The sequence below is a fragment of the Paenibacillus sp. N119s genome (assembly GCF_059447605.1).
This window is the reverse complement of sequence record NZ_JCAJRU010000017.1, coordinates 1-18354: the sequence shown is the minus strand read 5'-3', so window position 1 is coordinate 18354 and position 18354 is coordinate 1. Positions and strand designations below refer to the sequence as shown.

Below are 18354 nucleotides of genomic sequence, written 5' to 3'. Positions count from 1 at the left end.
CATACATCGTTGCTTAGTAATAAGATACTACTCGGGTGAATTCCGCTCCTATACACCTCTTTAATAGTCGTTGCTTGCATGATTATTGGATATTCGGCATGTCGTATGGCTTTACAGTTAAAGGTTGTCAGCGGCTAAGAGTGCAAGTGTTAACGGCAACTGGTGCCGCCAATGAAGCAAGGAAGGTGCTTTTTTATTCCAAACTTTGCTATTATTATAGAGTTTGATTATACTTTAGCCACTATTAGAATTACGTGTTTCTACCGAGGAGGGATCAAATTCCAATGAATTTAGCCGTCAAATTGATGCAAAAATTCAAAGACCGCGATACTCAGAATAAGCTAAAAGGCTATCGGGACAAAGCGGAACTCATTAGGAAACGGAATTTGGAAGCATGGGACGATCAGCGGCTGAAAGCGGAATCTCTCCGGCTGAAAAAGGAAGCAAAATCGGGGACGCCTTTGGATGAACTGCTTGTCGATGCCTATGCGCTAGTCTGCGAGGCAGCGAAGCGAAAGCTCGGATTACAGCCTTATGATGTCCAGATTATGGCTGCTATCGCTCTGCACGAGAGATTTGTGATCGAGCAGCATACCGGCGAAGGAAAAACACTCTCTGCTGTTATGCCTGCTTATCTAAATGCGCTGACCGGCGAAGGCGTTCATGTGCTCACTTTTAACGATTATTTGGCAAATCGGGATGCGGAGTGGATGGGTCCGATCTATCGTTTCCTCGGGTTAACGGTAAACTCGGTTCAAGCAGGCATGAGCTTGTCCGAGAAACGAGAAGCGTACGCCGCGGATATAACCTATGTGACGGCCAAAGAAGCGGGATTCGATTATTTGCGTGACACGATCACACTAAACAAAGCCGATACCGTGCATCGTCCTTTTCACTATGTCATCGTCGACGAAGCGGACTCACTGCTACTCGACGAAGCTCGGGTGCCGCTAGTCATCGCTGGAGAGCCGGATTCTTCCGGCAACGACGTAATTCGTTTCGCAGATGTGACTAGGCAGCTTGAGCAAGATAAGTATTACGACTTCGACGAGTTCAAGCGGAACGTTTATTTGAATGAAGCGGGCGCTGCGAAAGCGGAGTCGTTGCTGGGATGCGGCAATTTGTACGAAAGCCATAATAGTCATTTGTTGTCGTCGTTAAATTGCGCGTTGTATGCGGAAACGTTATTGAAAAAGAATGTCGATTACATCGTCCGGGACGGTAAAATCGAGCTGATCGACGAATATACCGGCCGCGTGGCGGAGAACAGGCATTTGCCAGAAGGACTGCAAGCCGCGCTTGCAGCCAAAGAAGGGCTGCACTCGAAAGTCGGCGGAAAAATTCTCGGAACGATTACCCTTCAACACTTCATTAGCCTATATCCAAAAATTTGCGGAATGACGGCTACCGCGTACGCTTCCGCAATGGAATTCAAAGAGATTTATGCACTGCAGGTCGTGCAAATTCCACCGAACCGACCAAACATACGGATCGACCAACCGCATCGGATTTATACTCATAAGGAAGCCAAGCTTAAGGCGCTTGTCCAAGAAATCTCGTCCGTCCATGCGACGGGACGGCCGATTCTCATTGGTACGTCAAGCGTGGAGGAGTCTGACATGCTCGCAAAGGCGCTAGCGGTTGCCGGCGTACCCTGCCATGTTCTGAATGCGAAAAACGACGCAGAAGAAGCCGAGGTCATTGCAAGAGCGGGAGAAATCGGCGCCGTGACGGTGTCTACGAATATGGCGGGACGCGGCGTCGACATTCGGCTCGGCGGTGGCAACCCTACGCAAGCAGAAGTTGTCGCCAAGCTGGGAGGGTTGTACGTGATTGGTACGCATGTTAACGAAAGCGTGCGAATCGACGACCAACTGCGCGGGCGTTCTGGACGCCAAGGCGACCCTGGAGCTTCCGTATTTTTCGTAAGCTTAGAGGACGAGTTGTTACTTCGGTTCGGCATCGATAAAGCGAGTCACGCCCACAGGCAGGATGAGACTCTCGAAGACCCGGTGCTACGCAGCAAAATCGCGCATATTCAGCGCGTTATTATGGGCCAGAACTTCGATATCCACCAGGAATTAAACCGTTATTCGGATATGGTGGAGGAACAGCGACGTATTCTATACGAGGAGCGGCTCGCAATTTTGAAAGGAGAAACGCCGATGAGCCCTTCAGAGCAGCGGGTACGGCTTTATTATATTGACAAGTTCTGGGCTGACCATCTGGCATACGTTTCTTACCTTCGCGAAGGCATCCACTTGGAGAGCCTTGCTAGCCGCAATCCGATCGACGAATTTCATGAGCAAATCATCCAAGCATACGAGCAAATTCCAGCTAAAATAAATAGCGAGTCAGCGAATATGCTTGTAAGGCTCGGAAGTTCGAATGATCCGGCGAAGTGGGAAGAGTTTGGTCTGAAGAGCCCTACTTCCACTCGAACTTATATCATCAACGATCAATATATTCAGAATATGCGCAGCTCGTGGACCGCAATGACTGTATTTGCTTTTGGGATTCGCAAGATTTTGAGGCCGATATTCAAACTGTCAAAATTTTGATGCAGTGTAGCTTTTTTTCGAGGATGATCGGGACAAATACGAGCGAACGCTCGAGTCATCCTGCGCTGAAAAAGTTGAAGCGAAGCATTGACTCCGTGTTGACTTTGGACGTCCGCTTGGATTTCTCAACTTTATAATCGGTATAAACTTACCAATCACGGCCGCCAAAGCTATGGCGGCTTTTTTGCACTCATTTTGAGGAGGGATTGATATGCCAATGGCAACAAGCGTAGCCGCTATAAAGCAGACATTCTCATTGAATGTAACCGCCATCGGATGTTGGGCTAATAGTCAAGCCTGATTTTGAGATTGATCCGTTATTCTTCTCTTTTTCTCAGCAATAAGTAAACCTAGCAGTACATATCCTCTGTACACTAATCCAATTAAAAGCACCCCGCCAGCAATAGAAAGGAGGATAACTAAAATGTTAAGTATAAATAGAAATAACTCCAAAAAGACACCTCCAAAGTAAATTAGTCTCTTTTATCTTATAGTAAAAGTCGTGTCGAAGTATCATAGAGCTTGTCATAAAACAAAATAAGAAAAGCAGTTGAATGAAAGAACTAAGTTATTCAAAAAGACTAATGGCCAGAATAAAAGACTATATCTGTGCAACTTTTTTCGTTTTTCTGGTATATATGATAAAAAAATGAAATTAGGTGTTTATTCAATGAGACGAATTTTTGTTTCTCTACTTGTATCTTCCTGCCTTCTAATTTCTGGCCTGCTTCCAACGGCTCTGAGTTATGCGGAGAATTCAACTTCCAATCTTCCCGTTGTAGTAGAGGATGCAGCTGTGCGGATTGAATATTCAGTTGAGCTTCGTCCCGGTCCAAACCCATTGGAAATAACAACAAATGATAAAGGATCTGCTAAGATAATGGTCCGTCGCAAGGTATTAAAACCGTCCTCCGTTCCTATCAGGTACAACCATGCAAGCAACGCGCAAGATATCCGCTTTACCAAGCCGACACAGGGGTACCTCCGTGTGCAGGCTGGAGATCCAATAGCAATTGCTGGAGTCGTGACCGATACGTATCTGGAAAGCAATGAAGTTTCTTTTGGAGTGGCAGCATTTCAAAACGATGATTTTATTGAAGTTGAAAAAAAGACCGTTATCCCGCTCAAACAAGATAAATCCTTTAACGGTTCTGTCGTTATTCAAAAACCTGGTGCTTATTTGATCAATATTCTTAGTCCAGATGTATTGGTGGGAGGTAGTTCACCATACGGCTCTGTCAAATGGGCTGAAATCGCAGTCGAAGAATTGCCTAAAATCACGAAAAAACCATAATTCTTCTCTTCCAAATCTAACACCAGCTAAATATGGACCAGTATAATAAAGGAGCAGCGGCGGACGCAAAACTTGATAAATAAAGTCTTGAAACCCCACTGTTGTCATTGAACTAATGTTTCCAGTTAGTTCAATCAATTCTGTTGCCATCGTATATGCTGGTGGCGAATCAGGTCTTCTACATTACTATATCGTCTTTCGTAAGTTTTTGGTACAGGGCTATCTTCTCGTTAGCAAGGGAAATCATGCACTCAAGTTCCTGCCGCTTGGATTTCAGTTCCACCAGATGCTTTTCAAGAATTTCTATCCGTATATGTAAGGCAGGAGTAAAATTAGCAACTTCTTCTCCTTTTTGAATTTTATCCAGTACACATCCGTCACGAGTAAATTCCGTAATCTCCTCAAGCGACAATCCCAATTTTTTTAATCTAATTAAACATTGTATATATGAAACCTCACTTTCGGTATAAATGCGTGTCCTTCCATTTCTTCGATTTGGTTCCTGTAGCACTCCAATTTTTTCATAATAGCGAATCGTATAAGGAGTTAGCCCCGTTCTTTCTGATACTTGACTTATAGTAAGCATTGTTTTTTATGTCACTCCTTTTTTCTAAACCAAAATTTAAAACTATTATACATCTTTAAGTCAACTCGAAGTCGATATTTGCACCTCTAACTTCATTTCAAAAATTTGTGCTTGATTTCTAGTTGACTCTAAATTGTAAGCTAAAGTTGTTAATTGATATACATGAAACATAAAAAAACTAAAGATAAAAGGAAATGGTGTCAAACTTATTTTGATGGAGGCATAAACAATGAACAACAAATATTTCACGATTCAACAAGCAGCGGAAGGTATCTGGGGTGCTATTTCGGTACCTGGTAGTGGTTCGCTGGGGAATGCGGCTATTATTGACATTGGGGATTTGACCGTTGTTGTGGACACAACCAACCTACCGCATTCTGGTGCTTTGTTACGTCAAACCGCAGAACAATTAACGAATAAACCAATTAAATATGTGATCAATACCCATTTTCATGGAGATCATGTCAACGGCAATCAGGAATTCATGGAAAGTGATTTTATATCTACCGTTTGGACAAGAGATTTGCTATCTGAAATGGGTAAAGTGAATATTGATCTAATGCAACAAAACATTCAGAAGTTAATAAATAGCCTACATCAAGTACGTTCACAAGAAAAAAATCCGCACATGTTAACCGAAATCGGCTATGATCTTTCCGTGCAGAGAGCCCTGTATGATGCTATCCCTTCCCTTCGTAGGGTGATACCCACGATAACTTTTGACGATAAACTAGTTATAAAAGGAGCAAAACGCACTGTCGAAGTTTTATCCTACGGAGGCGGCCATTCTTTAAGCGATGCCGTTATTTACGTGCCTGAAGAACGAACCTTGATTGCTGGTGATTTAATAACCAACAAGACGATTCCGGTCATGCCACACGGTAATCCATACGCTTGGATACGCATCCTTAGACGCATTCAAAGAGATCTGAAGGTAGATACTGTCATTCCCGGGCATGGAGATGTGTCCACTCCAGATAAAATCCTAGATGTCATTCGCTTTTTAGAAAAAACGATCGCTTATGTCTCTGAAGCTGCGACGAGCGGAAAACCAGAGTCTTACTGGTTAAATGAAGGTGTATTAAATGGCTATGAAGATTGGCATCTAGCTCAGTATTTCAGATGGAATTTTCGCTGGCTCTTCAATACAATGCTTGTTCAAAATAATAGATGAGACACAACTAGCACTCCCTTTAACTCCACCAGATTTACAAGACCAGTTCTGAATGTCAACCCGGCAGCACGTTTGGGTATTTTCAAACGTAATTGGCAGTCTGCTTGTTAGGTTAACCTGTCCGTTAGCTTAATAAAAAGGAGCAGCGCCGCTGCCGACTGGCATGACTGCTCCTTTGGTGTTTTGATCTAACGTTTTTGTAGTAATTTATAGCATTGATTTCGATTGGGTATTAAATCCTTCGGAGTGCTAACTTTTAGACACTTCATAGAGAACAATAGCAGGTTTAGCAATACTGAACCAGCATTGCTTGTTTTTATAAATGTTTGTTGTGCTCATTAACTATTCAAACACAAAAACCCCCGATTGACTGTCTGTCTTATTTTCTTATTAAAACTGTCAAATCCCCTTCAAACACTACCTCCTCTTTCTCATTAAAAGTTGTTAGTAAAACAGTTACTAATCCTGATTCATTTTCGTTTCTCCTGCAGTTCAGTGACCTTCACAAGTGTATATACTGGTCTATACAATCGTTTTTTTATGTATAAAAGGAAATAAGTAAGTAGACTCCCCAGAATAATCCTAAAGCAAAAGGAGCCGCTCAATCGCAATAGCTCCTTTTCTTTATTGACGTTTCAAAGCAAATCCGGCGTCACAGATAGCTCCGCTTTAAGCTTGCCCCTACTCAAGTTATATTATCCTATCGAGGCACAGCCATTTTATCATATGATATTGTTGTTTGCTGTATTCAGAAACTCGACCCTTTATTTGATTGACTAACTATTTTAAAAAAGCCTGTCCCCATTTTATGTCAAAGGCGCAAGCTTATAAAATATTAATCATACTCAATGAACACATTGCCGTTTCTATTGATGGCTTTCTGTAACAATATAATTATATTGTCCTTAAGGCCAGGAAGTACAGGTAATATATTAGTCAAACTTTTCGCTTCTTCCTCGGTCAAATTTTTAATATCAAATGAATCAAACAAGCGTAGAGTCTCTCTAATATTTTTCACTTCCCACGGACTTTCCTCATACCAGCCTTCGTGAGCATCATACTCACTTAGTATATTACTTTGTACAGACTCTATTTGAATCAAGCAGCCCAATAATGTTTCAAAGTATCCATTCCATATCTTCAATACATAGCTTTCATCTGAATTTGTATAAGTCACTCTTATTTCTGGTTCTCCTTCAAATCCAGCATAGTAGGTATCATTTATTTTATCTGTCTTCATACTCTTACTCCTTCTAATGGCTGTGATTTTGAACTTGAGAGCATTATATTTGCAGATTCCTCGTGAGGACCTGTTGATCCGCAATTAGGAACGGTGGGATCAACTTACTCTTCGTTAACCGCTTTAATCAGTTCTCCATAGACTGCCTTCGTGTGAGCAGATGCATGTTCTTTAAAATGTGTGAACAGTCTCATACATCTGATTGCTTGTATTCTATTATTAGCTTCAGCAGACTTTTCCAAACAACTGAACAAAAATGTGAAACCTTCTGAAAACCTCCCCTTACGTAAAAGATAGATCGCCAATTCCCTTGAGAAATGAGTGTATCGCTCTGTTGTGAATCGTTGAGTATACAATCCTTCAACCTTTTTCTGCTCCAGAAAGGATATGATTTCTTCTTCGAATTGATTTAAAATATCATCTACATCAAAATGGTATCGGTTAGCTGCCTCAATCATAATATCAAGAGCGGGAAGAATTTCATCTTTTCTTGAAGAAATATAAGCTACATAATCAGATAGAACGCTCTTATCGCCAGAAAGAAGCTTATTTAAGTACGTATTTACTACTGCCCAGTCTTCGTACTTTTTTTTCCATTTCAGAGCAGTTTCATCTGTAGCATTTACCCAGCTCAAATCGGAATAAGCATAAGTGTGCTGAAGTGCCTTCTCGTAGTCTTTCCTTCCTTCACAAGCTTCTGCCCGAAGCAAATGAGAAAATGCCCAATAAGCAAACAGAGGGAAGCTTGGTTTCTTCGAATTCTCTCTATTCAGCTGATTCCACTGTTGTTCCAGTTTGTATTGAATTTTCGCTTTATCTCCCATAGCTTTAGCGAATTGTTCTACTTTATCCCATTTTCGTAACGAACGGTATGTATTCGCCAAGTCTTTTAATGCCTCTAACTGATCTATCTCATCTAACCGTTCAACGTAAGGTTCAAATTGAACTGCGGCATCATAGTTTTTCTCTTGATCGTCTCCTATACGAATCGTAAACAATCGATACTGGCAAACGGCCAATCGTTCTGAATACTGATACCTTTCCCCTTCTGCCACACTTTCATAAAGGAATGCCGCTGCTTCAGTATAGTCTTTTTTAAAAGAATCTTCGGCTACTTCAAAAAGTGAAGGAAGATAAACAGGATTATCTAGCAACATACCTACAACTCTTCGCAAGCAATCAAGTCGTCCTAGCTCCACACATCGGTATAAAAAAGGGCTGATTCTTCGCCAGTTCAGCGGTTCTTCTTCAATACACTCAACAATATAACGTTCATAAAAATAATCTGGTGGTAGATTCATTCCCATAGTGATACGATCTAGCTGGTGAACAGAAATAGATCGGTTACCCGTCACGATGCCACTAACTGTACCTACATTCAAATCAATCATGTGACCAAACTCGGTCATGGTTAAACTTCTCCGTATCAGATAAGTTTGAACTTCTGCTCTAATCGTAGGTGTGATCTCCATAGATATACCACCCTTTCCTTTCAATGTAGATTCGGAATATGATATATAGTTAAACGATGTAATAGAGAAATCGTTAGTAAAGATTACTTTATCAACGATAATTGTCGTCTTTAGAACAAAGCCATACACCCTTCAGTTTGCTTACAACAACACACATAACATTTTTGCACTTTTTACATATATTTCTCAAAAGAAGATTTCCTCATATTGCTTATATACAGCAAAACAGATAATAAAAAGGCTAGACGGATCATTCCATCTAACCTGTTCCATCGTCCATTTAGTTTAATGTGCTGTACAATTTAATTGCTTTAAATATCAAGCGCCCCTTTTCCTGTTGAGATAATTACATTTCGCCATGATATGTTGGTTGATAACTAGAAACTTGATCATGAAATTGTAAGGAAGCAGCCACTATCGCTACTAACATAACGCTGGTTGCTAAAAAGGTTAGAATTATTCTACGCTCCACCTTCATCCCACCTCATTAATCAATTTTCTGTACGCTTTCTTTGTCTCAACGGATGCATACTTTTGAAAAGAATCATACAGCCTCATACATTTAATTATATACGATTTATTATTGCTAAATGTAGATTTTTCCAAACAATTTAATAAAAATTTAAAGCCATCAGAAAATCTTCCTTTAGTCAAAAAGTAGACTGCTAATTCCTTAGAAAAATGTATAAAACGCTCTGTTATGAATCGTTGAGTATAAAAACCTTCAATTTTTTGTTGCTCCAAATAAGATACAATATCCTCCTCAAATTGCTTTAAAATATCGTCTACATCAAAATGATATCGATTAGCCGCCTCAAGTATATTATCAAGTGCTGGAAGAATCTCATCTTTTCTTGAAGAAATATAAGCCACATACTCGGAAAGTACGCTCTCTTCGCCTGAAAGAAGCTTATTTACATACGTATTTACTATCGCCCAATCCTCATACTTGTTTTTCCAATTCAATGTTTGTTCATCATTATCTTTAACCCAACTTAAATCAGCATATTTTTTGATATGATAAAATGCCCGTTCATAGTCTTTCTTTTCACCACAGACTTGTGTGCGAAGCAAATGAGAAAAAGCCCAATAAGCAAACAGAGGAAAGCTTGGTTTCTTAGTATTTTCTCTCTTGGACGGCTGCCGTTGTTGCTCCATGTTATATTGAATTTTAGCTTTGTCTCCCAGAACTTTAGCGAATAATTCTACTTTGTCCCATTTTCGTAACGAACGGTATGTATTCGCCAGATCTTTTAATGCATCTAACTGTTCTATCTCATCTAGCCGATCAACGTATATTTCAAATTGAACCGCTGCTTCATAGTTTTTCTCTTGATTATCTCCTTGCCTTGTATGGAACAAACGGTACTGACACATAGCCAGACGTTCTGAATATTGCTTTTTCTCACTTAAAGCCACATTCTCATATAGAATAGTTGCCGCTTCGTAAAGCCCTTCTCTAAAAAGTTGTTCGGCAAGCTCAAATAAAGATTCTGAATAACCTAGTTTATCCATCAATAAATTAACAACTTCATGAATACAGTCTAATTTATTGAGTCTTGCACAGTTATGTATGAAAGGACTCATTCGACGCCAATTCGGATTCGCCTCTGTTAAATACTCAGACACGTAGCGTTCATAGTAATAACCAACGGGATAGCCCATCGCTTGTGTAATTCGATCTAGCTGATCGACTGAAAGTGTGCGGTTTCCATTAATAATACTGCTCATGGTGCCCGGATTCATTTCAGCTTCTCTAGCTAGATCGCTTAGGATTAAATCATGATCTTTCATATGTTTTGTTATCTCTGTGAGTATCGTGGTTGTTGTGTTGTACAAAGTAACCACCCCTTATCAGGAACTTATTAGGATATCAACTCATTAAAAAAGGACTATTGCAATCCAATGATTGTATAGCCTTTCCGCAGTTCATTGTACCATCTTTTGGAACAATATCATATACCTTTCAGAACCTTACTTAAGATGTATTGAAAAGGTTTGCACAACAATCAAATTTTATAAATCCTGAGACATACGAATCATATCTCTACACTGTATGCCATTCTCATAAATTTCTTCTGAATAGTTATGTCTGACAAAGAAATCCAGATCAATACCCACAATTCTGAAACCACATTTTTGGTAAAGAGCCAACTGTCCAATGCTAGAGTTTCCTGTACCGATTTCTAACGTTTTATAGCCTTGCGTCCGGGCTGTTTCAATGGCATGGGTTACTAATTGTCTGCCTATCCCTTTACCATGCATGACTTCTGCAACTGCTATATTCACTATCTCCATTGTTTCGGGTCTTGTCGGTAAGAGTACATAGACTCCTACCATCTGATGGTCCATTTCTGCTACATAGCACTGCCCTCTTTTCAAATATTCCTCAACAAGTTGGCGCGACGGATCAGCTAGTAACAAGAGCTCTAACGGATAATTTTCATTTGAATCAAGCAGTCTAATATTCATTCTTTTCTCTCCTGTATGTATGGTTATCCCCGAATTTTCCCACTTATTAATTCAATCCAGAAATCCGGGGTAGTGGCTTACGTTGGTCTCGAATCGTCCTCGTCAAATGTAAAAGATGAGACCATGACATTCGTTACGGATTATCTTTTAGTTCGCTCAAAAGTTGGGCATTCACATCCAACGCCTTAAATCGAAGCAATATATCCTGTTTATCCAGAGCTTTACTTTTCGCCATTTCGAGATACAGCTTGGGTTGATCCCGAAATGCTCTTGCACTCCCAATCGAGTAGGCCTTCTGGAGATATTCATGAGCTAATGCAGGCTTGCTCTGAAGAAGAAGCGTTTCCGCCATTTGAATGTAAGGCCCCGCATGTATAATCCGATCCCCCGCACTCTCCAAGTCTAAAATTTCCTCATTTAAAAGCTCTATGGATCGCTGCATATGACTGTTATAATTAAGAATTTGAACATACAGATGCAAGGTTACACTTGTAATACCCCATGTATGCTTAGGCTCGGGGATGAGATCCCAAGCCTTCTGTGCTTTTTCCTCAGCTATGCTGCTATCTAATGGGAGTGCAAGAGCAGCTTCCTCTCCAAGAGCCCAAATCGTTTCTTCCAATTGAGCTTCCAGATCGTGATACATTCGAATGTTCACCAGACTCCTCCCCTTAGATAATATAATTTTCAACAATTAGAGATATCTACTTCTTGATTGTGATTAGCGAAAACGCTTAATTAAGGATATCACTCCCCAGATGAGCAACGCGAAGATTCCACTGACTATTAAAAATGTTATTAAAACCGAAGTCCATTCAATATGCAATTAACCTCACCCCATGCATCATTTTATGGTCATCGTGTAGAGTTTCTTTTCATGTCTCTCCATATTTTAACGCACGTTCGCTTCCGTTGCATTTGCTTTGAACATTTTTATTTTTATCGTGATAGATAAAAATGCTAGCAGCGCAAACATGAGTCCGCTCCAGATGAGCTGGTGTATGCCCAAGTGAGAGATAAACCACCCGCCGATAGCAGACCCTATCGTAATACCCAGATTAGAAAAGGAGACAAACAGGCTGTTACCGAACTCTGGAGCTTCTGTCGCTTCAGTGGTTAACCATGCTTGGCTAATAATAAGCCCTCCTGAATGCACGGCTCCCCAAATGAGTACAACCATGATCATTGGTAGGAAAGATGTACCCAGAGCATAAGTGAATATATAAATGACCATATATAGCAACGGGAACGTGATGACGGTCTTGGTCAGATTTTTATGTAATAACCCTCCAAATAAAAAGTTTCCAAAAATCATAACGACTCCAAAGACCATCAGCATTATGCTGATCCATGATCCGTTCATCAGAGTTACTTTTCCAAGATATTCGGCAAAATAACTATACACTGAAAACATAGCTGCAAAAATAAAAATAACAGACACAATATTGAACCATAATTGAGGCTTGCGTAATATACCAAGTTGTTTGCCGTAAGACATCTTTTCCTGAACTGGCAGGGAAGGAAGCCATATGAGTATTCCAATAAATGCAATCATGCTCACGACAGTTCCCAACAAGAAAGCAGCTTCTAACGCTATCTTCTCAGCAAGATAAGAAGTCAAGGGCACACCAAAAGCAAAGCCTACCGTAATTCCGGCAAAAACTTTGGTGACGGCTTTACTGCTCTTTTCAGGGGGGACAAGATGAGATGCGGTCACGAGGGCAACCGAAAAGAAAACAGGGTGAAATATAGCAGGGAGAACACGAAAAATGAGCATGACCTCAAAATGAGTAGTATAGGCGTAGACAATATTTGAAATAACAAAACTGAATACAGCGACTAAAAGAATAACTTTACGATTCATGCTAGAAACGAGTAAGGTCAAAAACGGGCCTGAGATGGCAACCACTAAAGAAAATATACTGACGAGCCAACCAGCCTGGGCAGCTGATACATTGAATTTTTGAGTTACTTGGGGAAGAACGCCTATAATCCCCATTTCCGTTGTAATAATACCGAACACGCCTAAAGCTAAAATGAGAATAAGTAACGGGTTAACCTTTTTCATATTAAGTATAAGCCTCCATTTAGTTATATATATAGATTTATAGATATGTTATGTGAAAAAAAAATCCTTTCTGTTTATAGTTCTTTTTGGATGTACTCGGCAAATTCCTGTATTGTTTTTTCATTCCGACGATAGTACGTCCACTTCCCTATCCGCTCAGACTCTAACAAACCGGATTTTTGCATCGTTAATAAATAACTTGAAATTACAGACTGTGCAAGTCCCGATTTGGCCTGAATATCTCCCACACATACACCAATTTGAAAATTAAGCCCTTGCTTTAAATAAGCCTGCTCATCAAAATAATCTTCCGGTTTTTTTAACCACTGCATAATCAGACGACGAGTTTCGTTAGACAAAGCTTTATAAATCAATGATGGTTCCATATATCACATTATATCTATTTTATTAGATTTGTAAATATAAAGCCCCATGATGGCGTAAAAGAATAAATAATAAAGGCTGCTTCCCCACGGAAAATCCGCTGGGAAACAGCCTATTCGTGTGAATCCTCCGTTACACTGACTTACTCTTATTGGAGCGATACATCAAGTATAGAAAATACGGTGCACCGATCAGTGCAATCAGCAATCCAGAAGGAATTTCAGTCGGCGCAAGCACTGTCCGTCCAATCGTATCCGCCAGCACCAGCATGACCGCTCCCAAGATGCTCGACAGAACGATGGAACGACGTACATGGTGTCCGATTAACGTACGCACGATATGCGGGGCAATCAGCCCGATGAAGCCAATGGTGCCCACACAGGCTACTGCTCCGCCCGCCAGCAGCACACCCACTACCATCGCCCACAGCCGGGTGCGGCGCACCGGAAGTCCCAGACCCATGGCACTGCTATCGTCAAATACCAAAAGGTCGAAACGACGAGCCAGCCACCACGCTACTGGCAACAACATGAGCAGGAAGATCAGGATGGTCGCCACCTGTCCCCAGTTTCGAGCGTAGGTACTACCGGTCAGCCAGATATAGCCTGTGCTACCCCAGAGCGAACCTTGGATGATTAGTACCTGAATACCGGCTGATCCGATGGCAGATACGGCAATACCAAGCAGGATGACCACAGACGGGTTTAATTGCTTGTTCCACGACAAGAAGAAGATTACCGCTGCCGACACCGTCGCCCCGGCAATCGCCGCGATAGGCAGCATATAAATAGGCAGCCCAGGCCAGACAATAATCACTGCAAGCGCGCCGAAACCGGCCCCTGAAGACACCCCGATGATCGAGGCATCTGCCAAGGGATTGCGAACCGCTAGTTGGATCAAGACGCCGCTGACCGCAAGCGCGATACCAGCTCCGGCCGCTACCAACGTGCGGGGTATTCTAAATTGAAGCAAAGCAGAATTCGCACTCTCCCCGCCAAACAGGCCGGTCAGCAAATCCCCCACCGGAATGCGCATGCCTCCAAACATCAGACTGAATACCGTTAGCAGCACGGCACAGCACGCAAATAATGTAACCAGCCGGCCAAACGGTAATTTCCGAGAGCGCACACCTATGTTCATGGAAGACTGTCCGCCGACACCGGACGGCAGCTTCATCTTCCACAGAATCAGCCAAATCAACCAAGGTGCCCCGATCAAGGCCATGACCGCTCCGGTTGGCAGATCCATGCTTGATTGGTGAACCATTTTCGCCAGCACATCTGCGCCGATCAACAGCAATGCCCCCCATAGGAAGGAACCGGGCAATACCCACCGATGCATTTTCAGCCCGCTCAAGCGAACCAAATGCGGAGCTACCAAACCTACAAACCCGATCGGGCCAATGACGCTGACTGTAATGGTCGACAGCAGAACCGCCAGCACAATGCCCACCGCCCGGGTCAGGCTAACCTTTTGTCCAAGAGACGTGGATGTGGACTCATCCAGATCCAGCACATCAAACTGCCTTGACAGCATAACAGCAATAACCGAGAGTCCTACAACCCAAGGCCAAGCGTACGTCGTCCCGCTCCAATCGTTTTGCACCAGTGAGCCGGAACCCCAGAGAAACAGTCCCTGGGTTTCAAATGAATAAAAAATATGCAGCGCTCCGGTAAACGAACCGAGAACCATGGATACGATCAAGCCTGCCAGCGCCAACCGAATCGGGGTTCCAGCTCTTCCCCCGCCCATAAAGTAAGCCAGCACCGCTGCGAGCAGACCGCCAGCAGCGGCAAATAGAAACGGCGCCTGGTGCAGCAAGCTAGGAAACATCACCGCACCCAGTACGACCACAAAGTAGGCACCCGCGTTTATCCCTAAGGTATCAGAAGCCGCCAGTGGATTTTTGGTAATGGCCTGAAGCAAAGCGCCCGCAATGGCAAGCGCACCGCCGGCCAGGATGCCGATGACCGTGCGCGGCATCCGGAGATCCCACACCATGTTATGCTCCAGCGTATCCTGACGCTGGGTCAACGCCTCGATGACTGTATGTAGCGGGATCGGAGCTTCCCCATAACACAAGCTGACAAAAAAAAGCACGATGAGGACGAGCAATCCGCCCCCAAAGATGCCTCCTATACGCCAAGTCTTCGATAAACCCGTTGTGTCCGTTCGGGTCATTTCGTCAGAGCCCCAACTACCTGGTCAACCAGTACTTTCGATGAGATTGGGCCACCGAATGTCCAAGTTGTACCGTCTAGCGGATAGGTGCGTTTTTCTTTAACAAAGTTCAATCCGTTCCATACTGAATTGTTCTTCATTGCAGCACCAAATACATCGTCTGTCTTTTGCGTAATGTAGATAAAATTACTGTTCTGTACAGCTGGAAGAGCTTCGATGCCTACGGTACTAAATCCATACTTCTCAGTCTGGTTCGACTTCCAGTCGTTCACCAGCCCGATTTTCGCGAGCGTTCCCGCTACAACCGAATTATCCTTGAACATTCGCAGACTGGCAGCATTTTGAGCTGTAAAGGCCTGTGTCAGCGCATAGTGAAAGTCAGCTTTGCCCGCTTTCTTCAATGTAGCCTTTGCCTCCACATAGTGCTGGTCAAGCTCGCTTAAAACTTTATCAGCCTGTTTCGTTTTACCAGTAGCCACGGCAACTTGCTTGAAAATTTCGACCATACGATCATAATCATAGCCGTTCCCCTTGTAAGGATCGAACTCAATCGTTGGTGCAATCCCCTTAAGCTGTGCATAGATCGCTGCATTGTTATCGGCGTTAGAGATAATAAGGTCTGGCTTGAGTGCCGCAATCGCTTCGAGATTGGGTTCGCTCCGTGTACCGATATCTGTAACGGTATCAGCCAGCTTCGCCTCTGGTGTCACCCACAGCTTGTAATTTGCATTATCCGCGTTCCCGACTGGCTGTACGCCAAGTGCAATCAGATCTTCGGTAAACGTCCATTCGAGTACAACGACCCGTTCTGCTGGTTTGTCCAGTTTCACCTCACCATGGTCGTCCTTTACCGTTACTGGACCAACCGCTGTAGATGCCTGTTTAGACCCTGGAGCACCTCCTGTCTTTGAGTTATCCCCAGCCGAACCGCAGCCTGCCAATACAATTGCAAAAACTACAAATAACAATAGGCTATTTAACATCTTTTTCATTTCTCTCAATCACCCCTGTATGTATATGCGTTAGAAAATGATAATCATTATCAGTAAAAGAGTATAGGGGTTAGTGATTTTTGTCAATAAGGATATATCGAAGTTCAATTGAATCGCACTCAGGTTCCGTATATGATAGCTGTATCATTGTTTCTAGGGAGGCTACATTGAAGTGGCAGTATTAATCAACGAGCAAATTAAAGCTGATGAGGTGGTGCTTACTGGACTCTCTGGGGAGAATCTAGGTGTTGTCTCCAAGTCAGAAGCCTTGGCTATGGCCCGATCCCAAGGAGCGGATCTAGTCTGCACCTCACTGATGAGTAGTCCACCACCGTGCAGTTTGGTTGCAAAAGGCAAGGGAAAGGCACTTGTGCAAAAAAAAGCAGCAGCGAGCAAAACTAACAACGGACGAGCCGCCAGCGGTAAAGAAAAGGTCAAGGAGCTTCGCTTCACGGCTCACATTGAGGAACATGATTACGACACGAAGCTGCGTCAGGCAGACAAACAGCTGCGCTCTGGTAAACCGGTGCAGTTGGTCGTTAAGGCTTCAGGCGCAAAAGAAGCACCCGTCGCCAAAGCATTGCTGGAGCGTCTACTGGGCGATCTGAAGGAAGTTGGTGTGAAGGAAACTGGAATCCAGACAGGCGGCAAGGGCTCGCAGGTGAAATTAAACCCTCGCTGAATGGTGAATTGGTAGATTGGACGAGTCTCTTAGTCCGTATGAAAAAGAGGGCCTATTGGGTCCTCTTTTATAAATGATTATCCTTTTATCATTCGTACAATTCTGCTGAAACAGAACGGACTGGTTTGATGTGGTTACATCATTTGCTATGGTCAAACGCTTCAATATTATTCTTCTAAGCCTAGTTCGGCTATAAGAAAATCAGCATGATCCATTGTCATCTGTTGCTTTTCTTGGCTGTAGTCCCATCCATGTGCTATGGCATATTTAATAATATGAGCACACATATGAGGTTTTTGAAGGTTGATGCACCAGTTCTCCTTCCAAGAAAAGTTCACTTCGAAGAATGAAGTTTTTGAAGAGTATATTCTAAGACTGACAAAATCTCTGCTAGGCATTTCATTAATCACACAATGAAAAAGAAAATTATTGACCGTAATGTTTCTAGTTCTCTTAACAAAGGATTTCATAAGTCACCACGCTACTGATAAAATAGAATATGCCTCTACTGTTGAGGGCGACTGGCCGTTGACACATGGACCCTTCTTTTCCCCACTTCGTCTATATTGATCCTAAAGAATATTTTTCTACATTAAAAGAAGCGGCCGAATCCCCAACAACAGAAGATTTCAGGCATGCAATCAACGAAGTGCTTGTAGGTGAAATGTATGAGTTTATTGGAAAGCTTAGAAATGTCCAGATAAATGGCCCTCATACCTACTTGCCTTACTTGATCATGCAGTTTGCCCACTATGGGGCTATGTTAGTTGGGTTACACAATCAGAAACCTTTCTCAACGGGTTCAATGGCTCTACCAGAGGCGCTGGAGCTGCCGAGTCGTCCACAAGGGTTTGAGCATTTAGTTAAGCTGGTCATGTCCGGTGACTTGGCTGAACCTACGAAGATCATCTCAGCCTGTGGGAATTTTTGGAGCGGTCTTGTGAGCTGGACTGTCGAACATGACTATCATCTGAACTCACAACGCATCCCATTATTAATCGACAATAAAGTTTGCATCAAATTCGCTTACGCTAATACCCTGTTTTCGATATGCAAAATCCCTCTTTCATTAAGGGGGATTTTCATTTTTCTTCAAAGCGGATGAGATCCTTTTTGCAGACAAGCTGCGCTATATTTTTTGTAAAATATTTAAAATTTAAATCACTTGATTTAGAGCGTGTCTTCAAACTATAAAACTATGATTCGAGTATCAATAATGGTAAACTTTTCGTATGAAAAGACGATACG

At 42.6% G+C, this 18354-nt stretch carries 14 protein-coding genes and 1 pseudogene; 5 read left to right on the top strand and 10 right to left on the bottom strand.

The window, feature by feature from the left end:
• Positions 1-284: 284 nt before the first annotated feature.
• Together AC5V8P_RS04170 and AC5V8P_RS04165 are read left to right on the top strand one after the other, a co-directional pair.
• The gene (locus AC5V8P_RS04170; protein ID WP_064798176.1) at positions 285-2561 is read left to right on the top strand and encodes a preprotein translocase subunit SecA; all 2277 of its coding nucleotides are present in this window, start codon (positions 285-287) and stop codon (positions 2559-2561) included.
• Positions 2562-3231: 670 nt separating this feature from the next.
• Positions 3232-3855 carry a hypothetical protein gene (locus AC5V8P_RS04165; protein ID WP_064798175.1) on the top strand — a complete coding sequence of 208 codons (624 nt, stop codon included), beginning with the start codon at positions 3232-3234 and terminating at the stop codon, positions 3853-3855.
• A 178-nt stretch (positions 3856-4033) separates the two neighbouring features.
• On the opposite strand, the gene AC5V8P_RS04160 is transcribed toward AC5V8P_RS04165, so the two are convergent.
• Positions 4034-4441 carry a MerR family transcriptional regulator gene (locus AC5V8P_RS04160; RefSeq protein WP_064798174.1) on the bottom strand — a complete coding sequence of 136 codons (408 nt, stop codon included), beginning with the start codon at positions 4439-4441 and terminating at the stop codon, positions 4034-4036.
• Between the two features lie 229 nt (positions 4442-4670).
• Here AC5V8P_RS04160 and AC5V8P_RS04155 point away from each other — a divergent pair, with 229 nt between their 5' ends.
• Positions 4671-5615 (top strand): MBL fold metallo-hydrolase, encoded by a 945-nt coding sequence (locus tag AC5V8P_RS04155; protein ID WP_063212957.1) that lies wholly within the window; start codon positions 4671-4673, stop codon positions 5613-5615.
• Between the two features lie 835 nt (positions 5616-6450).
• On the opposite strand, the gene AC5V8P_RS04150 is transcribed toward AC5V8P_RS04155, so the two are convergent.
• The 9 genes from AC5V8P_RS04150 to AC5V8P_RS04110 form a co-directional block, all read right to left on the bottom strand.
• Complete coding sequence (locus tag AC5V8P_RS04150) at positions 6451-6855, bottom strand: hypothetical protein (RefSeq protein WP_064798173.1); 405 nt, start codon at positions 6853-6855, stop codon at positions 6451-6453.
• Positions 6856-6959: 104 nt separating this feature from the next.
• Complete coding sequence (locus AC5V8P_RS04145) at positions 6960-8327, bottom strand: helix-turn-helix domain-containing protein (protein WP_064798172.1); 1368 nt, start codon at positions 8325-8327, stop codon at positions 6960-6962.
• A gap of 474 nt (positions 8328-8801) precedes the next feature.
• Positions 8802-10121 (bottom strand): helix-turn-helix domain-containing protein, encoded by a 1320-nt coding sequence (locus AC5V8P_RS04140; RefSeq protein ID WP_064798171.1) that lies wholly within the window; start codon positions 10119-10121, stop codon positions 8802-8804.
• Positions 10122-10343: 222 nt separating this feature from the next.
• Positions 10344-10799, bottom strand: a complete 456-nt coding sequence (locus tag AC5V8P_RS04135; protein WP_064798170.1) for a GNAT family N-acetyltransferase — start codon at positions 10797-10799, stop codon at positions 10344-10346.
• Between the two features lie 133 nt (positions 10800-10932).
• Entirely contained in the window at positions 10933-11457 is a 525-nt protein-coding gene (locus AC5V8P_RS04130) for a hypothetical protein (protein ID WP_064798169.1), read from the bottom strand.
• Between the two features lie 234 nt (positions 11458-11691).
• Entirely contained in the window at positions 11692-12867 is a 1176-nt protein-coding gene (locus AC5V8P_RS04125; protein WP_064798168.1) for an MFS transporter, read from the bottom strand.
• 74 nt (positions 12868-12941) lie between these two features.
• Positions 12942-13253 carry an ArsR/SmtB family transcription factor gene (locus AC5V8P_RS04120; protein ID WP_063212961.1) on the bottom strand — a complete coding sequence of 104 codons (312 nt, stop codon included), beginning with the start codon at positions 13251-13253 and terminating at the stop codon, positions 12942-12944.
• Positions 13254-13383: 130 nt separating this feature from the next.
• Positions 13384-15432 carry an iron ABC transporter permease gene (locus tag AC5V8P_RS04115; protein WP_064798167.1) on the bottom strand — a complete coding sequence of 683 codons (2049 nt, stop codon included), beginning with the start codon at positions 15430-15432 and terminating at the stop codon, positions 13384-13386.
• Positions 15429-16424, bottom strand: coding sequence for an ABC transporter substrate-binding protein (locus AC5V8P_RS04110; protein ID WP_064798166.1), 996 nt, complete (start codon positions 16422-16424; stop codon positions 15429-15431). Before AC5V8P_RS04110 ends, AC5V8P_RS04115 begins: the two co-directional genes overlap by 4 nt.
• Positions 16425-16596: 172 nt before the next feature.
• On the opposite strand from AC5V8P_RS04110, the gene infC reads away from it, so the two are divergent.
• The gene (gene infC / locus AC5V8P_RS04105; protein WP_063212964.1) at positions 16597-17106 is read left to right on the top strand and encodes a translation initiation factor IF-3; all 510 of its coding nucleotides are present in this window, start codon (positions 16597-16599) and stop codon (positions 17104-17106) included.
• Positions 17107-17607: 501 nt separating this feature from the next.
• Positions 17608-18097 (top strand): annotated as a pseudogene (locus tag AC5V8P_RS04100) (kanamycin nucleotidyltransferase C-terminal domain-containing protein); the annotation flags it as partial.
• Positions 18098-18354: the final 257 nt, after the last annotated feature.

Excerpts from the sequence above, each read along its gene's own strand:
- AC5V8P_RS04165 (WP_064798175.1), top strand. The coding sequence starts at position 3,232 with ATGAGACGAATTTTTGTTTCTCTACTTGTATCTTCCTGCCTTCTAATT.
- AC5V8P_RS04120 (WP_063212961.1), bottom strand. The coding sequence starts at position 13,253 with ATGGAACCATCATTGATTTATAAAGCTTTGTCTAACGAAACTCGTCGT.
- AC5V8P_RS04110 (WP_064798166.1), bottom strand. The coding sequence starts at position 16,424 with ATGAAAAAGATGTTAAATAGCCTATTGTTATTTGTAGTTTTTGCAATT.
- AC5V8P_RS04160 (WP_064798174.1), bottom strand. The coding sequence starts at position 4,441 with ATGCTTACTATAAGTCAAGTATCAGAAAGAACGGGGCTAACTCCTTAT.
- AC5V8P_RS04115 (WP_064798167.1), bottom strand. The coding sequence starts at position 15,432 with ATGACCCGAACGGACACAACGGGTTTATCGAAGACTTGGCGTATAGGA.
- AC5V8P_RS04170 (WP_064798176.1), top strand. The coding sequence starts at position 285 with ATGAATTTAGCCGTCAAATTGATGCAAAAATTCAAAGACCGCGATACT.
- AC5V8P_RS04150 (WP_064798173.1), bottom strand. The coding sequence starts at position 6,855 with ATGAAGACAGATAAAATAAATGATACCTACTATGCTGGATTTGAAGGA.
- AC5V8P_RS04125 (WP_064798168.1), bottom strand. The coding sequence starts at position 12,867 with ATGAAAAAGGTTAACCCGTTACTTATTCTCATTTTAGCTTTAGGCGTG.
- AC5V8P_RS04155 (WP_063212957.1), top strand. The coding sequence starts at position 4,671 with ATGAACAACAAATATTTCACGATTCAACAAGCAGCGGAAGGTATCTGG.
- AC5V8P_RS04145 (WP_064798172.1), bottom strand. The coding sequence starts at position 8,327 with ATGGAGATCACACCTACGATTAGAGCAGAAGTTCAAACTTATCTGATA.
- AC5V8P_RS04135 (WP_064798170.1), bottom strand. The coding sequence starts at position 10,799 with ATGAATATTAGACTGCTTGATTCAAATGAAAATTATCCGTTAGAGCTC.
- AC5V8P_RS04140 (WP_064798171.1), bottom strand. The coding sequence starts at position 10,121 with ATGAAAGATCATGATTTAATCCTAAGCGATCTAGCTAGAGAAGCTGAA.